The sequence below is a fragment of the Kitasatospora sp. NPDC001540 genome, assembly GCF_042894345.1.
Classification (GTDB): Bacteria; Actinomycetota; Actinomycetes; order Streptomycetales; family Streptomycetaceae; genus Kitasatospora; species Kitasatospora phosalacinea_C.
The window spans coordinates 413,870-429,596 of record NZ_JBIAVO010000001.1; the positions used below are offsets into that span (position 1 = coordinate 413,870).

At 73.8% G+C, this 15,727-nt stretch carries 14 protein-coding genes; 7 read left to right on the plus strand and 7 right to left on the minus strand.

The features are described 5' to 3' along the window. The first annotated feature begins 60 nt into the window (after positions 1-60). Entirely contained in the window at positions 61-3,594 is a 3,534-nt protein-coding gene (dnaE, locus tag ACFY00_RS01865) for a DNA polymerase III subunit alpha (protein ID WP_388026227.1), read from the plus strand. A gap of 61 nt (positions 3,595-3,655) precedes the next feature. On the opposite strand, the gene ACFY00_RS01870 is transcribed toward dnaE, so the two are convergent. The 3 genes from ACFY00_RS01870 to ACFY00_RS01880 form a co-directional block, all read right to left on the minus strand. Continuing rightward, positions 3,656-4,192 carry an RDD family protein gene (locus tag ACFY00_RS01870; protein WP_388026229.1) on the minus strand — a complete coding sequence of 179 codons (537 nt, stop codon included), beginning with the start codon at positions 4,190-4,192 and terminating at the stop codon, positions 3,656-3,658. A gap of 89 nt (positions 4,193-4,281) precedes the next feature. Further along, positions 4,282-4,731 carry a type II toxin-antitoxin system PemK/MazF family toxin gene (locus ACFY00_RS01875; RefSeq protein ID WP_285736511.1) on the minus strand — a complete coding sequence of 150 codons (450 nt, stop codon included), beginning with the start codon at positions 4,729-4,731 and terminating at the stop codon, positions 4,282-4,284. A 38-nt stretch (positions 4,732-4,769) separates the two neighbouring features. Continuing rightward, positions 4,770-5,654, minus strand: coding sequence for a LysR substrate-binding domain-containing protein (locus ACFY00_RS01880; protein ID WP_388026231.1), 885 nt, complete (start codon positions 5,652-5,654; stop codon positions 4,770-4,772). 71 nt (positions 5,655-5,725) lie between these two features. On the opposite strand from ACFY00_RS01880, the gene ACFY00_RS01885 reads away from it, so the two are divergent. Next, entirely contained in the window at positions 5,726-6,553 is an 828-nt protein-coding gene (locus ACFY00_RS01885; RefSeq protein WP_388026232.1) for a dihydrodipicolinate synthase family protein, read from the plus strand. Between the two features lie 169 nt (positions 6,554-6,722). Continuing rightward, positions 6,723-7,751 carry an aspartate-semialdehyde dehydrogenase gene (locus tag ACFY00_RS01890; RefSeq protein ID WP_388026234.1) on the plus strand — a complete coding sequence of 343 codons (1,029 nt, stop codon included), beginning with the start codon at positions 6,723-6,725 and terminating at the stop codon, positions 7,749-7,751. Positions 7,752-7,827: 76 nt separating this feature from the next. Here ACFY00_RS01890 and ACFY00_RS01895 read toward each other — a convergent pair whose 3' ends face one another. Next, positions 7,828-8,619, minus strand: a complete 792-nt coding sequence (locus ACFY00_RS01895; RefSeq protein ID WP_388026235.1) for a hypothetical protein — start codon at positions 8,617-8,619, stop codon at positions 7,828-7,830. Positions 8,620-8,846: 227 nt separating this feature from the next. Here ACFY00_RS01895 and ACFY00_RS01900 point away from each other — a divergent pair, with 227 nt between their 5' ends. From ACFY00_RS01900 to ACFY00_RS01915, 4 genes are all read left to right on the plus strand, one after another. Next, entirely contained in the window at positions 8,847-10,049 is a 1,203-nt protein-coding gene (locus ACFY00_RS01900; protein ID WP_388026236.1) for an NYN domain-containing protein, read from the plus strand. A 66-nt stretch (positions 10,050-10,115) separates the two neighbouring features. Continuing rightward, entirely contained in the window at positions 10,116-11,081 is a 966-nt protein-coding gene (locus tag ACFY00_RS01905) for an ABC transporter ATP-binding protein (RefSeq protein ID WP_388026238.1), read from the plus strand. Further along, the gene (locus ACFY00_RS01910; RefSeq protein ID WP_388026240.1) at positions 11,078-11,872 is read left to right on the plus strand and encodes an ABC transporter permease; all 795 of its coding nucleotides are present in this window, start codon (positions 11,078-11,080) and stop codon (positions 11,870-11,872) included. The genes ACFY00_RS01905 and ACFY00_RS01910 overlap by 4 nt, the downstream gene beginning before the upstream one ends. Positions 11,873-11,943: 71 nt before the next feature. Beyond that, positions 11,944-12,594: a DUF2567 domain-containing protein gene (locus ACFY00_RS01915; RefSeq protein ID WP_388026241.1), complete on the plus strand. Its 651-nt coding sequence runs from the start codon at positions 11,944-11,946 to the stop codon at positions 12,592-12,594. Positions 12,595-12,747: 153 nt separating this feature from the next. Here ACFY00_RS01915 and ybaK read toward each other — a convergent pair whose 3' ends face one another. The 3 genes from ybaK to ACFY00_RS01930 all read right to left on the minus strand — a co-directional run bounded on the left by ybaK (position 12,748) and on the right by ACFY00_RS01930 (position 15,685). Continuing rightward, the gene (ybaK, locus tag ACFY00_RS01920) at positions 12,748-13,239 is read right to left on the minus strand and encodes a Cys-tRNA(Pro) deacylase (protein WP_285736503.1); all 492 of its coding nucleotides are present in this window, start codon (positions 13,237-13,239) and stop codon (positions 12,748-12,750) included. A gap of 9 nt (positions 13,240-13,248) precedes the next feature. After that, positions 13,249-13,977 (minus strand): LON peptidase substrate-binding domain-containing protein, encoded by a 729-nt coding sequence (locus tag ACFY00_RS01925; protein ID WP_388026242.1) that lies wholly within the window; start codon positions 13,975-13,977, stop codon positions 13,249-13,251. A 61-nt stretch (positions 13,978-14,038) separates the two neighbouring features. Further along, positions 14,039-15,685 (minus strand): oxidoreductase, encoded by a 1,647-nt coding sequence (locus ACFY00_RS01930; protein ID WP_388026243.1) that lies wholly within the window; start codon positions 15,683-15,685, stop codon positions 14,039-14,041. Positions 15,686-15,727: the final 42 nt, after the last annotated feature.

Here is a 15,727-nt window from a genome sequence, read left to right on the forward strand (position 1 = left end):
CTGGTGGTGGCTCGGGCCTTACGTGTTTCAGCCCTCTCCCAGGACCCCGGAGGCCCCGCCTTGAGCGACCAGCCGTACGCGCACCTGCACGTCCACACCGAGTACTCGATGCTGGACGGCGCCGCCCGGTTGAAGCAGCTCTTCCAGGAGGTCGAGCGGCTCGGCCAGACCCACGTCGCGATGACCGACCACGGCAACATGTACGGCGCCGCGGAGTTCCACAAGCAGGCCACCGCGGCGGGCATCACCCCGGTGATCGGCATCGAGGCGTACGTCGCCCCGGACTCCCGGACCAACACCAAGCGCGTCCTGTGGGGCCAGCCGCACCAGAAGAAGGACGACGTCTCGGCGTCCGGCGCGTACACCCACAAGACCATCTGGGCCCGGAACAAGGAGGGCCTGCACAACCTCTTCAAGCTGACCTCGCGCTCCTACGCGGAGGGCTGGCTGGTGAAGTGGCCCCGGATGGACAAGGAGATCATCGCCGAGCACGCGGCGGGCCTGATGGCCACCACCGGCTGCCCGTCCGGCGAGGTGCAGACCCGGCTGCGGCTGGGGCAGTTCGACGAGGCGCTCCGGTCGGCGGGCGAGTACCAGGAGATCTTCGGCAAGGAGAACTACTTCCTGGAGCTGATGGACCACGGCCTGGACATCGAGCGGCGGGTCCGCGACGGGCTGGTCGAGATCAGCCGGAAACTGAACATCCCGCCGGTGGTCACCAACGACTCGCACTACACCACCGAGGCCGACGCGGGCGCGCACGACCTGCTGCTGTGCGTGCAGACCGGCAAGAACCTCTCCGACCCGGACCGCTTCCGGTTCGACGGCACCGGCTACTACATCAAGTCGGCCGCCGAGATGTACGCCCTGGACCCCTCGGACGTCTGGCAGGAGGGCTGCCGCAACAGCCAGCTGCTGGTCGCCGAGCGGGTCGACACCACCGGCATGTTCCAGTTCAAGAACCTGATGCCGCGCTTCCCGATCCCGGAGGGCTTCGCGTCCGAGGCGGAGTTCTTCCGCTCCAAGGTCTGGGAGGGCATGGACTGGCGCTTCCCGAACGGCTACGACGAGGAGCACCGCAAACTCGCCGAGTACGAGATGGACACCATCGTCCAGATGGGGTTCCCGGCGTACTTCCTGGTGGTCGCCGACTTCATCATGTGGGCCAAGAGCCAGGGCATCGCGGTCGGCCCGGGCCGCGGTTCGGCGGCCGGTTCGCTGGTCGCCTACGCGATGGGCATCACCGACCTCGACCCGATCCCGCACGGCCTGATCTTCGAGCGCTTCCTCAACCCCGAGCGCATCTCGATGCCCGACGTCGACATCGACTTCGACGAGCGCCGGCGCGGCGACGTGATCCGCTACGTGACCGAGAAGTGGGGCGCCGACAAGGTCGCCATGATCGTCACGTACGGCACCATCAAGGCGAAGGCCGCGATCAAGGACTCCTCCCGGGTCCTGGGCTACCCGTACGCGATGGGCGACCGGATCACCAAGGCGATGCCGCCGGACGTGATGGGCAAGGGCATCCCGCTGTCCGGCATCACCGACCCCTCGCACCCCCGCTACGGCGAGGCGGGCGAGATCCGCAGCCTGTACGAGAACGACCCCGACGTCCGCAAGGTGATCGACACGGCGCGCGGCATCGAGGGCCTGATCCGCCAGCCCGGCGTGCACGCGGCGGGCGTGATCATGTCGGCCGAGCCGCTGACCGACCACATCCCGGTGTGGACCCGGCACACCGACGGCGTCACCATCACCCAGTTCGACTACCCCACCTGTGAGGGCCTCGGCCTTCTCAAGATGGACTTCCTCGGCCTGCGCAACCTGACGATCATGGACGACGCGGTCAAGGCGATCGAGAAGAACAAGGGCGTCAAGATCGAGCTGCTCCAGCTCCCGCTGGACGACAAGCCCGCCTACGAACTGCTCGCCCGCGGCGACACCCTCGGCGTCTTCCAGCTCGACGGCGGCCCGATGCGCTCGCTGCTGCGCCTGATGAAGCCCGACAACTTCGAGGACATCTCCGCCGTCCTGGCGCTGTACCGGCCCGGCCCGATGGGCGTCAACTCGCACACCAACTACGCGCTGCGCAAGAACGGCCAGCAGGAGATCACCCCGATCCACCCGGAGCTGGAGGAGCCGCTGCGGGAGATCCTGGAGCCGACCTACGGCCTGATCGTCTACCAGGAGCAGGTGCAGAAGGCCGCGCAGATCCTGGCCGGCTACTCGCTCGGCCAGGCCGACCTGCTGCGCCGCGCGATGGGCAAGAAGAAGAAGGAGATCCTGGAGGCCGAGTTCGTCCCGTTCCAGAAGGGCTGCCGGGAGCGCGGCTACTCGGACGCGGCGATCCAGGCGGTGTGGGACGTGCTCGTCCCGTTCTCCGGCTACGCCTTCAACAAGGCGCACACCGCGGGCTACGGGCTGGTGTCGTACTGGACGGCCTACCTGAAGGCCAACTACCCGGCCGAGTACATGTCGGCGCTGCTCACCTCGGTCAAGGACGACAAGGACAAGTCCGCGGTCTACCTCAACGAGTGCCGCAAGATGGGCATCCAGGTGCTCCCGCCGGACGTCAACGAGTCGGACGCCGACTTCACCCCGCACGGCAGCGACACCGTCCGGTTCGGCCTGACCGCGATCCGCAACGTCGGCGGGCCGGTGGTGGAGTCGATGATCCGCACCCGCAAGGCCAAGGGGAAGTACACCTCCTTCCCGGACTTCCTGGAGAAGGTCGAGTCGGTGGTGTGCAACAAGCGCACCGTCGAGTCGCTGATCAAGGCCGGGGCGTTCGACTCGCTCGGACACACCCGCAAGGGCCTGACCGCCCAGTTCGAGCCGATGATCGACAACGTGGTGGGGATCAAGCGCAAGGAGGCCGAGGGGCAGTTCGACCTCTTCGGTGGCGACAGCGTCTCGGACGAGCCGTCCTTCGGGCTGGACGTGGTGTTCTCCGAGGAGGAGTGGGAGAAGTCCTTCCTGCTCACCCAGGAGCGCGAGATGCTCGGCCTGTACGTCTCCTCGCACCCGCTGCACGGCATCGAGCACGTGCTCGCCGACAAGGCGGACTGCGCGGTCGCCGACCTGGCCGACCGGCCCGACGGCAGCATCGTCACCATCGGCGGCATCATCTCCGGCCTGCAGCGCAAGATGACCAAGCAGGGCAACGCCTGGGCGATCGCCACCGTCGAGGACCTGGCGGGCTCGATCGACTGCATGTTCTTCCCCGCCAGCTACCAGCTGGTCTCCTCCCAACTGGTCGAGGACGCCGTGGTGTTCGTCCGCGGCAAGCTCGACAAGCGGGAGGACGTGCCGCGGCTGATGGGCATGGAGCTGTCGGTGCCCGACCTGAGCAACGTCGGGGCGCAGCTGCCGATCGTGATCACCGTGCCGGAGAACAAGCTGACCCCGCCGATCGTCGGCCGGCTCCGCGAGGTCCTCACCCACCACAAGGGCAGCACCGAGGTCCACGTCCACCTGCGCGGGCGGAGCAAGACGGTGGTGCTGCGGCTGGACCGGCACCGGGTGAAGTCCGACCCGGCGCTGTTCGGCGACCTCAAGCAACTGCTCGGGCCGAGCTGCCTGGCGAGCTGAGCGCGCGGGAGGGCCCCGGCGGAGCGTGGTCCCCGCCGGGGCCCTCCCGTTCGTCGGGGCCTCAGGCCTCCTTGACCACCAGGGTCTTGGCGCCCTTGTCGTGGAAGCACTGCTGGAGCGGCTTGTCCCACAGCAGGGACAGGCAGTTGACCAGCGAGAACAGACCGCCGACGATCGGGACCAGGCCCGGGCCGCCGTAGATGCCGGCCCGGGTCCACAGCTCGTTGTCGGTCGGACGGCCGCCGTGCGCCGCGCTGACCACGCGGAGCTTCATCACCTTCTTGCCGACGGTCTGGCCGTGCTGGGTCAGCAGCATGGCGCCCTCGTAGCCGACCACGACGACCGCGACGAGCACGTAGTAGAGGAGGAGGCTCGGCGCGATCAGGTTGACGACGATCAGCGGGACGAGCAGGACCGCCAGGTCGATCAGGCGGGCCAGGAAGCGGTCCGCCGGCGCGGCCAGGACCCGGGTGCCCGGAGCGGGCTGCACGCCGGGCGGCGGGGGCGGGGCCAGCCAGCCCGGGAACCCCGCGCCCTGCGGGTACTGGCCGTACGGCTCCTGCGGAGGCCCGTATCCGGGAGGGGTGTTGCTGCTCATGCGTGCGACTCCAGCTCAACTGTGGGGAATCCTGGAGCCGTTGTACCGGTACGGGGGTGAACGGGGAAGGACGATCCGACAATCGTTACTCAGTGCCAGCGGTAACGGCGCCGCAGCGCGTCGACCACCAGCTGGAACCGGGCCCGGTCCAGGGCGCACGCCTCGCGCCGCATCCCGCCGTCGCGGACCCGGAACACCCGGTCCAGCGCCACCCAGGAGTCCCGCCCGCTGCGGTCCCACGGGCCCGCGCCCAGCGGCACCCAGTCCCGGTCGTCGTCGTGCCCCTTGCTGGACAGCATCACCGTCAGCAGCGAACCGCCCGGCTCCCGCGCCACCACCAGCACCGGCCGGTCCTTGCCCCGCCCGTCGTTCTCCTCGTACGGCACCCACGTCCAGACGATCTCGCCCGGGTCCGGGTCGCCGTCGTGGTCCGGCGCGTACTCGGTGCGCACCGGGCCCACGCCCTCGGCCCGGACCTCCACCGTGGCGTCGGGGCCGAAGCGGCCCGGCTGTTCCTGCTGCTCGTTCAACTGATGCATGGCGGAAGGCTAGCGACCGCCGGTGAACGACGGGAAGGTCAGGTCGCGCGGAGTTCGGCCGGGACGGCCGCGTGCAGGGCCGCCGCGAACGCCGCCACCGCCGGGTGGGCGGCGCCGCCGGCCCGGAAGGCGGTGCGGGTGCGCCGGTACAGCGGCAGACGGGTCAGCGCCACGCCCGGCGGGCACCGGTCGGTGCCCAGGTGCGGCACCAGCGCCACGCCCTGGCCCACCGCGACCAGGGCCAGCTGGGCGGCGAAGTCGTCCACCCGGTGGCGCACCCGCGGGCTGAACCCGGCCGACTGGCACACCCGTTGGACCATCGCGTGGCAGAGCGTCCCGGGCGGGGAGACGATCCACGGGCTGTCCCGGTGCCCGGCCAGGGTGCCCGTCGAACGGGCCGCCAGGTACAGCGGCTCGGCGAACACCGGGCCGGTCAGCGCGATCCCGTCCTCCGGCTCGCCCGGCACCAGGTCGTACTCGTGCACCAGGGCCACGTCCAACTCGCCCGCGCGCAGCGCCCCCGCCACCGCCGCCGGGTCCACCTCGCTCACCATCGCCTCCAACTCCGGGTGCCGGGAGGACAGTTCGGCCAGCGCCGCGGGCACCAGGGCGCGCACCGCGGACGGGAAGGCGCCGATCCGCAGCGGCCCCGCCAGCCCCCGCCGGGCGTGCGCCAGCTCGGCGTCCGCCCGTTCCAGCAGCTCCAGCACCGCCTCGGTGTGCCGCACCAGGTTCCGGCCCGCCGGGGTCAGCGCCACCCGCCGCCCCGTCCGCTCCAGCAGCGGCACCCCCGCCTCCCGCTCCAGCACCGACAGCTGCTGGGACACCGCCGAAGGGCTGAACGCCAACGCCTCCGCGACCGCCGCGATCGTCCCGTGGTGGGCCAGTTCGCGCAGCAACCGCAACCTTCGCACATCGAGCATCGGCCCAGCTTACGAGAAGCATCGGAAACGTGAACTGGACCTGCACGGTCGCCGCCCGGCAGGCTTCCCGCATGGAACTCCACGGCATCCACGTCCCCCTGGTCACGCCCTTCGACGCCGACGGCGCCCTCGCCCTCGACGCCCTGGAACGGCTCGCCCGCGACAGCCTGGAGGCCGGAGCGGCCGGACTGGTCGCCCTCGGCACCACCGGCGAGCCCGGCTCGCTGACCGACGCCGAACAGGACGCGGTGATCGAACTCTGCCGCCGGGTCACCACCGACTACGGCGCCGTGCTCACCGTCGGCGCCGGGCACGGCGGCACCGCCCGCACCGCCGAAGCCCTCACCGCCCTCGCCGGCCGGGCCGACGCCGCCCTGGTCGCCGTCCCCGCCTTCGTCCGCCCCGGCGCGGCCGGCGTCCTCGCCCACTTCCGGGCCCTCGCCGAGCACAGCCCGCTGCCGCTGGTGATCTACCACATCCCGTACCGCACCGGGCAGCCGCTGGACGCGGCCACCCTGCTGGAGCTGCTCGCGCTGCCCGCGGTGGCCGGGACCAAGTACGCGCCCGGCGGCATCGACGAGGAGACCGTCGCCCTGCTGGCCGCCGGACCGCGCGGCGTCCTGGCCGGGGACGACCTGTTCCTCTCCCCGCTGCTCGCGCTCGGCGCCGACGGCGGCATCCTCGCCTCCGCCCACCTGGAGACCGCCCGCTTCGTCGCCCTGCACCGGGCCTGGCAGGACGGCGACGCCGCCCTCGCCCGCAAGCTCGGCGCCGAACTCGTCGAGGTCTCCCGCGCCGCCTTCGCGGGGCCCAACCCGACCGCGCTCAAGGCGCTGCTGCACCGCGCCGGGCGCATCCCGACCCCCGCGGTGCGGCTGCCACTGCTCGCGCACGCCTGAGCGGCGGCGGATCGCACGCAGGATTTCCGGTGGGAAGGGGCCCGCGCAGGAGGGATTGCCGCCCCGGACGGCAAGCGTTCACGCTTTGGGACGCCCCCGCCGAAACCCGTTCTGACAAGGCATGATGGGCCGGGACAACCGGCCCAACCGGTAGCAGGAGGAGAGACGGATGAGGATCGGCATCGTAGGTGCCACCGGTCAGGTCGGCGGCGTGGTCCGCGAGATCCTGGCGGAGCGGAACTTTCCGGTCGAGCAGCTGCGGCTGTTCGCCTCGGCCCGCTCGGCGGGGCGCACCCTGCCCTGGAAGGACACCGAGGTCACCGTCGAGGACGCCGCCACGGCCGACTACAGCGGCCTGGACGTCGTGATCTTCTCGGCGGGCGGCGCCACCTCCAAGGCGCTGGCCCCCGAGGTCGCCGCCGCCGGAGCCGTCGTCATCGACAACTCCTCCGCCTGGCGCCGCGACCCCGAGGTCCCGCTGGTCGTCGCCGAGGTCAACCCCGACGCGATCGCCGAGCGCCCCAAGGGCATCATCGCCAACCCGAACTGCACCACCATGGCCGCGATGCCCGTGCTGCGCCCGCTGCACGAGGAGTCCGAGCTGGTCGCCCTGGTGGTCTCCACCTACCAGGCGGTCTCCGGCTCCGGCCTGGCCGGCGTCTCCGAGCTGCACGAGCAGGCCCGCAAGGTCGTCGACGGGGCCGCCGCCCTCGTCCACGACGGCGCCGCCGTCGAGTACCCGGCGCCCGGCGTCTACCGGCGCCCGATCGCCTTCAACGTCGTCCCGCTCGCCGGGTCGATCGTCGACGACGGCAGCAACGAGACCGACGAGGAGCAGAAGCTCCGCCACGAGAGCCGCAAGATCCTCGGCATCCCCGAGCTCAAGGTCTCCGGCACCTGCGTGCGCGTCCCGGTCTTCACCGGCCACTCGCTGCAGGTCAACGCCCGCTTCGCCCGCCCGCTCGCCCCCGAGCGCGCCGTCGAGCTGCTGACCGGCGCCCCCGGCGTCGCGCTCACCGACATCCCGACCCCGCTGCAGGCCGCGGGCCAGGACCCGAGCTACGTCGGCCGGATCCGCGCCGACGAGACCGTCGAGCACGGGCTGTCGCTGTTCCTGTCCAACGACAACCTGCGCAAGGGCGCGGCCCTCAACGCCGTGCAGATCGCCGAGCTGGTCGCGCAGGAGCTGCGCGGCTGACCGTCGGGTCGTGCCGCGCCGCGCCGCGCCGTGAGGGCCCCGGGCCGCTGCCCGGGGCCCTCACGCGTCCGCCCGCTCACTGACCCGGGTGCGGCGCCGCCCCGTCGAGCGCCAGCGGCAGCTCCGGGGAGACCGCGGAGGCCGTCCACTTGTCGCCCGGCGCGTACCACTGGAACGCCCCCGGCAGGCGGACCGGGACGTTCAGCGACAGCACGCCCCCGGCGTCCGTGGTCGCGGCGGCCAGGGTGGTCCAGGTGCTGCTCCCGGCCGCGCGGAACTGCAGGTACGCGGTGGCGCCCTGCTGCGGGACGTCGGTGTTGCCGTCCCAGTCGGCGCGCTGCAACCGGCCCCGGACGGTCACCGCCTCCCCGGCGGTCGCCCGGGCCGGGGCGGCGGCCTGGTCGATCAGGGCGCGGTGCTTGAGCGAGAAGCCCGCGGCGTTCTTCGACACGTAGCGGTCGCCGTCGCGGGCCCGGACCCGCAGGTCGACGAACCAGCTCCCGGCCTGGTCGTCGAAGAGCGCCCGGGCGGTGGCGGCGAGCGTCGCCTCACCGAGGCAGCGGGCCGTCGTCCCGGACCCGTCCAACGGCGTGCAGGTCATCGGGCCCACCTTCAGGGCCGCGTAGTTCGGACCCCACAGGCCGATCGGGTCCACCGCGCGGATGCCGGAGTCGTCGCGCGCCGTCACCTCGACCGTGACCGTACGGGTCTCGGCCGGGCCCAGCTCGACCGTCCGGCCCTGGTCGACCACGACCGACAGCAGCGCGGTGTCCCCGCTGGACATCTCCGGCGCGGTCGCGGGCACCAGCACGACGGCGACCGCCCCGACCGCCGCCACCGCGCACAACGCCACCGCACTCTTCCGCACGGTGTCCCAGTATCCAGGGTCGGTGGGGTGGGGTCGGGTGGCCGGGGTGCCTGGCGGCGGGCCGGGGCCGGGGGAGGAGGACGGGGCGTCCGGGTGGTGAGGGTGGAAGTGGTGGGGCGGGTGTGGGCGGTTCGGCGGGCGAACGGGGGGTAAAGGTGTGCCCAACGGTCGCCGGGCCGCCGGGCGGGGCCCCACCGCCGGGCCGGGCCGAGAGGGAGGTGCCGGAGATGGACCGCTGCGTCGTCCTGGTCGACGCGGGCTACCTGCTGGGCGCGGCCGCCAGCCTGCTCGCGGGGGAGCCGGGCCGTTCCCGGATCGCGGTCGACCACCCGGTGCTGATCGGTGCGCTGCGCGAGCGGGCCGAGGAGGAGACCGGCCTGCCGCTGCTGCGGATCTACTGGTTCGACGCGGCCGTCGACCGCCGTCCCGCCCCCGAGCACCGCAGGCTGCGGGTGCTGCCCCGGGTCACCGTCCGGCTGGGCGCGCTGACCAGGGCCGAGGGCCGCTGGGTGCAGAAGGGCGTGGACGCGGCGATGCACGCCGAGCTCAGCGAGCTGGCCCGCAACCACGCCTGCGCCGACGTGGTGCTGGTCACCGGCGACGGGGACCTGCTGCCCGGCGTCGTCTCCGCCAAGGAGCACGGCGTCGCCGTCCACCTGTGGGCGCTGGAGGCCGCGGACGGGGACTTCAACCAGTCCGAGGAGCTGGTCGGCGAGGCCGACGAGCGCCGGGTGCTGGACCGGAAGTGGATCGAACGCTGGGCCCGTCCCAAGGAGACCGCCGAGCCCGTCCCCCGGGTGCTGCCCGTCGCGGTGCTGCCCACCGCCGCGCCCCGCCCCCGTCCCGTCCCGCTGGTGCCCGCGCCCGCCGCCGTCGCCGCCGCGGCCCCCGCCCCGCCCCGCGGGGCCCCGCTGCGGGTCATCCCCACCCCCAAGGACCTCGCCGGGCGCGCCGCCACCGGCCCGCCCGCTCCCGTCCCCGCCCCCGCTCCCGTCGGGTCCGTCGGGCCGGTGCTGCGCTGGTCCTCCGACCGCGGCTGGGTCGACCGCGCCGACACCGCCACCGCCGCCGACGCCCTGCCCACCTTGGACCGGCTCACCACCTCCGCCCAGCGCTGGGCGGACCGCGAGGAGGACATCACCAGCGTCGGCGGCGACCCGCAGGAGGTCGGCCAGGTCTTCGCCCGCCGCTGGCTGGACCGCCTCCCCGCCGCCGAGCGCCCCGAGCTGCTGTGGACCGACCACCCGCGCATCCCGCACCGCCTGGACGGCGAACTGCTGCGCTACGCCGCCCGGTTCGGCCTGCTCGCGCACAAGGAGGACCAGATCGACGAACAGGACAGGTACGCGATCCGGGAGGGCTTCTGGAAGGAGCTCGCCGCCCGCGTCCCCGACGCCCGGCACCGCCCGGAGGCCCTGCAGGAGGACTGACCCCCGGGCCGCCGCCCGGACCCCGCGTGTCCGGAACGCCCCTTACGGCGCGTAGAGTCTTCCGACGTGAGCAAGGCACCTCAGGGCTGCTGCACGGTCAGCGGCCTGGTCAAGACCTACCGGACGGGCGGCACCGAGGTCAGGGCCAACGACGGCATCGACCTCGACGTCCGGCGCGGCGAGGTCTTCGGCCTGCTCGGCCCCAACGGCGCCGGGAAGTCCACCCTGGTGCGCCAGCTCACCGGCCTGCTCCGCCCCGACGCCGGCCGCATCGAGCTGCTCGGCCACGACGTCGTCCGGCACCCCGAACGGGCCGCCCGGCTGCTCGGCTACCTCGGCCAGGAGTCCACCGCCCTCGACGAGCTGACCGTCGCCCTGGCCGCCGAGACCACCGGCCGCCTGCGCGGCCTCACCCGGGCCGCCGCCCGCGCCGAGACCGCCGAGGTGATCACCGAACTCGGCCTGGAGGCGATCGCCCACCGCCCGCTCGCCAAGCTCTCCGGCGGCCAGCGCCGCCTCGCCTGCTTCGCCGCCGTCCTGATCGGCGAACGCCCGCTGCTCGTCCTGGACGAACCCACCACCGGCATGGACCCCGTCGCCCGCCGCGCCGTCTGGAGCGCCGTCGACCGCCGCCGGGCCGAACGCGGCACCACCGTGCTGCTGGTCACCCACAACGTCATCGAGGCCGAGACCGTCCTCGACCGGGTCGCCGTGATCGACGCGGGCCGGGTCATCGCCTGCGACACCCCCGGCGGCCTCAAGGCGCTCGTCGACGGCCACGTCCGGCTCGACCTGGTCTGGCGCACCGACGCCCCGCTCACCGTCCCCGCCGTCGCCGCGCTCGCCGAACGCGCCGAGTGCACCGGCCGCCGCTGGACCCTGCGCACCACCCCCGACGAGGCCCGCGAACTGGTCGCCGCCGTCACCACCGGCCCCGCCTTCGCCGCCCTCGACGACTTCACCCTGGCCACCCCCACCCTGGAGGACGCCTACCTCCGGCTCGGCGGCCGGACCGGAGGACTCGCCCGATGACGCTGCTCGACGCCCCCGCCGTCACCACCGCCCCCGCCCCGCTCGCTCCCGCCGCCCGGCTGCTGCCCGCGCTGGCCGCCGTCTACCGCGCCCAGCTGGCCCGCGCCAAGGTCTCCCGGATCCCGCTGCTGTTCGTCGCGAGCTTCCAGTCCGTCGGCATCCTGGTCATGATGCGCGGGGTCGTCGACCCCGGCGACAACCCCTCCGCGCACGCCGTGGTGGCGGGCTCCGCCGTCCTGGTCGTCGCCTTCGTCGCGCTCAACCTGCTCGCCCAGTACTTCGGCAGGCTCCGCGCCACCGGCGGCCTCGACCACTACGCGACCCTGCCGGTGCCGCCCGCCTCGGTGGTCCTCGGCACCGCCGCCGCGTACGCCTCCTTCACCGTCCCCGGGGTCTTCGTGACGGCCGGGATCGGCAGCTGGATGTTCGACCTGCCGGTCGCCCGGCTGTGGATCCTGCTCGCCGTCATCCCGCTCTCCGGCGCCGCGCTCGCCGGGCTCGGCGCCGCGCTCGGGCTGCTCGCCCCCCGCCAGGAGCTGGCCACCCTCGCCGGACAGCTCGGCATGTCCGCGGCCCTGCTGCTCGGCGTCCTGCCCGCCTCCCGGCTGCCCGGGCCGGTGCAGTGGCTGCGCGACCTGCTCCCCTCCAGCTACGGCGTCGACGCCTTCGCCCTCACCTTCGCCCCGCACCCCGACTGGGCCCGCGTCCTGCTCGACCTCGGCGTCTGCGGCGCGGTCGGCCTGGTCGCGCTGACCCTCGCCACCTGGGCGTACCGGCGGGCCGCGAGCTGAGGGTGTTCCGTGCGGGAGCGCTCCCGGACGGAGATCGACAGCTTTCCGGCGCGTCGTGAAACGATGGGGTCGTGACCGTACCGAACACACCTGCGGGCAGCACGCCCGGGCCGGACCCCTACGCCCCGGTCTTCCCGCCGCAGCCGCCCGTCCGCGCGGAGCGGCCGCCGCTCGGTCCCGAACTGCGGATCGGAGCGGTCGTCACCGCCGCCGGGGCCGTCCTCGGCGTCGTCCTCGGGCTGCTGTGGCTCTGGCTCGCCCCCCGGGTCGGCTACGCCGTCCAGGACAACCACATCCTGTACCGCAACCCCGAGGGCGAGGAGCTGATCGGCGCGGTCGGCGTCTTCTCCCTGCTGGGGCTCGGCCTCGGCGTGCTCACCTCGCTGGGCGCCTTCCTGTGGACCCGGGCCCGCGGCGGCGGCATCGCCGTCGCCGTCGGCCTGGCCGCGGGCGGCCTGCTCGGCTCCGTCATCGCCTGGCAGCTCGGCACCCACCTCGGTGCCACCCCCGACCTGCGCGCCCACGCGCTCTCGGTCGGCAACGGCGGCACCTTCGACGGGCCGCTGGAGCTCACCGCGAAGGGGGCGCTGATGGTCTGGCCGATGACGGCGATGATCGTGCTGCTGTTCCTCTCCGCGGCCTTCGGCAAGCGGGAGCCGGACCGGCCGCCGTACTGGGCGACGCCGGGGCCGGTCTCGCTGCAGAAGCCCTCGGAGGAGTAGGCGCGAGCGGGCGGGCACGCGCAGCGGGGGCGCGAGGGAGCGGTGGGTTGCTGCTTCCTCGCGATCCTGCGGTCGGCGCCTGGCTGGGCGCGCAGTTCCCCGCGCCCCTGGTGGTGCGCTCTTTGGCGGTGCGCTTTTGGGCGGTGCGCCTGCTCAGGGTTTCGCGATGGGGGCGGTGAGGGCCGCGGTGAGGCGGACGAGGTCGGCGGGGGCGAGTTCGACCTCGGTGCCGCGCTTGCCCGCGGAGACGAAGACGGTGGGGTGGGCGAGGGCGCCGGAGTCGACGACGGTGCGGAGCTTGCGGCGCTGGCCGAGCGGGGAGATGCCGCCGACCACGTAGCCGGTGGAGCGTTCGGCGGCGGCGGGGTCGGCCATGGCGGCGCGCTTGGTGCCGAGGGCGGCGGCGAGGGCCTTGAGGTCGAGTTGGCCGGAGACCGGGACGACGGCGACGGCGAGGGTGCCGTCGGTCTCGGCGAGCAGGGTCTTGAACACGCGGTCGGGGGAGACGCCCATCGCCTCGGCGGCCTCGGCGCCGTAGGAGGCGGCGGCCGGGTCGTGGGCGTACTCGTGGACGGTGAACGGGACGCCCGCGGTGTCGAGGGCGACGGTGGCGGGGGTGCCGCCGGTGGTCTTCTTCTTGGCCAAGGGGGGTCCTCAGTTGGGGCTGAACGCCTGGCGGGTGAGGTCGACGGCGGGCAGGGAGGGGAGTTTGGCGAGGACCGCGCTCTCGTGGCGGAGCAGGGCGAGTTCGCGGGTGAGGCGCTGGGCGTTGTCGGGGCAGGCGAGGAGCTCCTGCTTGACCTTGGTGGGGAGCGAGGTGGCGGCGGCGACCAGGTAGGAGAGCACCTGCGGGTCGTCGGGGAGCTCGGGTTCGCCGCTGAGGGTGGCCTCGCGGGCCCCGGCCAGGCGTTTCTGGTAGGTGCGGAAGGCGCGTTCCACGCCCGCGGCGAGCGCGCCGGAGCCCTCGCCGGGCTCCTCGGGCAGGACGGAGACCTCGCCGACCAGGTAGGGGCCGGTGGCGTCGAGGGCGCGCAGCCGGAACCGGGTGGTGCCGGTGACGAGGAGTTCGTAGCGGCCCTCGGGCTGCTCCCGGACGGAGGCCACGTCGGCGACGCAGCCGACCGGGTAGAGGGCGTCCAGCGGGTCGTCGCCGGGCGTGCCGATGCCGTCCAACGGGCCTGCGGGGTCGTCGAGTTCGCGGACGGGCGCGGTCTCCCGGCCGTCCTTGACGGCGACCACGCCGAAGCGGCGCGGTGCGTCCTCGGGCTGCTGCAGCAGGTCGGCGACCAGGCGGCGGTAGCGCTCCTCGAAGACGTGCAGGGGCATCACCAGGCCCGGGTACAGGACCGTGTTGAGCGGGAAGAGCGGGAGCCGATCAGTCACGGCGGACAGCGTAGTTGGCGGCGGGCCGCCGCCGCGCCGCAGTTCTCCGCCGCCGGGCGCGTCAGCCGCGCTGGAGCAGCCTGGTGACGCCCGCGACGGCGGTGGTGGCGAGCACCCAGCCGGTCAGCACGAGGGCGGTGGCGACCCACTGGCCGGGGCGGTCGGGGTTCCAGCCGTTCTGGCCGAGGTCGATCAGCGGGAGGACCTTGCCGGCCGCGTACAGGGCGGGGTTCCACAGCACGGTCTCGTCCGGCTTGACCGGCGCGGGCCTGTGCTCGGCGAAGTAGGCGGTGCCGAGCACCCAGGCGAGGACCAGCCAGGTGGCGGCCCGGCCGGGCCGGTAGCCGTAGCCGACGGCGGCGTCCTGGAGGTGGCCCCAGAGCCGGCCGGGCAGCGGCAGGGTGCGGCGGCGGCGGCGCTGCTTGGCGTAGAGGACGGTGCGGGCGTCCTCGTCGGCGCCGTCGCGGCGCAGGGCGGCGGCGAGCTGCTCGTACGCCTCGGGGCGGAACTCCTGACCGGAGTCGACCCAGGCGATTCGGCGCTCCAGCGGGAAGGGGACGGTGGGGCGCAGCGACTCGTAGGTGAAGCCGGTGAGCGAGACGTGGTGCTCGGTGGGCCAGGCGGTGGGGGCGTCGACCAGGTTGCCGATCCGGGCGCGGGCGAGGCGGACCGGGCCGGTGGGCGGGGTGTCGCAGGTGAAGCGCAGCTCGGGGGTCTGGATCCGGCTGAGCGCGAGTTCCTCGTCCTCGCCGAGGTGGATCTCCGCGCCGGTGATCAGGCAGGCGTTCTCGAAGCGGCCGTCGGAGAGCCGGATGCGGCCCCAGGAGCGGAACGGGGTCTGGCTGGAGTCGCTCCGCGCGATGCCGGTGGGCTCGCCGTACCCGGCGCCGTAGACGGTGCGCGAGCCGGCCCAGGTGCTGTCCTCGGAGGCGGACAGGTAGAGGGTGTGGCCGACGGTGATCTTGGCGGCGTTGAGTGCGTAGGGGTTGCCGGTGACGGCCCGCAGCGTGCCGCCGCGCAGTGCCAGCCGACCGCCGATCCGGGCCGAGCGCAGGCTGGTCTCGCCCAGCACGTCGAGGCGCTCGGCCTCGCAGTCCTGGTTGACGGTGATCCCGTCGGCGGAGACCGCCCGCCCGTACGCGTCGGGGCCGATCGAGGACTGGTTGAGCAGCAGGTCGGTGCCGACCCGGGCGTCGGTGAGGCGGACGCCGCGGGGTATGCCGCAGCGGGCCAGGTGGACGTCGCCCTCGGTGGCGAGCCGGGAGGCCTCCAGCCGGGGGAGGGCGCAGGAGACGATCCGCAGGGTGCCCGCGGCGGCCTCGGAGAGCAGCAGCTTGCGCTCGAAGCGGCAGAGCTGGAACTCGACGTAGCAGCCGATCCGGCCGCCCGCGAGGGTGAACTCGCCGGTGATCCGGGCGCCGGTGAGCTTGAGCGCGGCGACCTTGCCGGGGGCGGCCTCCGGGCCGTGCAGCAGCAGCCGGGCGATCACCTCGGCGCGGACGGTGCGCTCCGGGCCCCACTCGGCGGCGGTGAACGGGTCGTCGGGGCCCAGGCCCTCGCCGTCGGGGCGGACGGCCTGCCCGGCGGGGGCGGGCAGCACGAACTCGGCGGGGCCCTCGCCGACCCGCAGGTCGTACACCTCGCCGTGCCGGAAGGCCTCCCACAGGCCGCGCTCGGTGTCGGTCCAGTCGTCCGGCGCCTGCTCCACCGCTCCCCCTGATGATCTTGGTTCCGTCTCACCCTTCGTATC

Bases quoted from the DNA above. Each gene is read 5' to 3' on its own strand.
- ACFY00_RS01885 (WP_388026232.1), top strand. From the start codon at position 5,726: ATGGAACTCCACGGCATCCACGTCCCCCTGGTCACGCCCTTCGACGCC.
- ACFY00_RS01900 (WP_388026236.1), top strand. From the start codon at position 8,847: ATGGACCGCTGCGTCGTCCTGGTCGACGCGGGCTACCTGCTGGGCGCG.
- ACFY00_RS01890 (WP_388026234.1), top strand. From the start codon at position 6,723: ATGAGGATCGGCATCGTAGGTGCCACCGGTCAGGTCGGCGGCGTGGTC.
- ACFY00_RS01880 (WP_388026231.1), bottom strand. From the start codon at position 5,654: ATGCTCGATGTGCGAAGGTTGCGGTTGCTGCGCGAACTGGCCCACCAC.
- ACFY00_RS01875 (WP_285736511.1), bottom strand. From the start codon at position 4,731: ATGCATCAGTTGAACGAGCAGCAGGAACAGCCGGGCCGCTTCGGCCCC.
- ACFY00_RS01870 (WP_388026229.1), bottom strand. From the start codon at position 4,192: ATGAGCAGCAACACCCCTCCCGGATACGGGCCTCCGCAGGAGCCGTAC.
- ACFY00_RS01910 (WP_388026240.1), top strand. From the start codon at position 11,078: ATGACGCTGCTCGACGCCCCCGCCGTCACCACCGCCCCCGCCCCGCTC.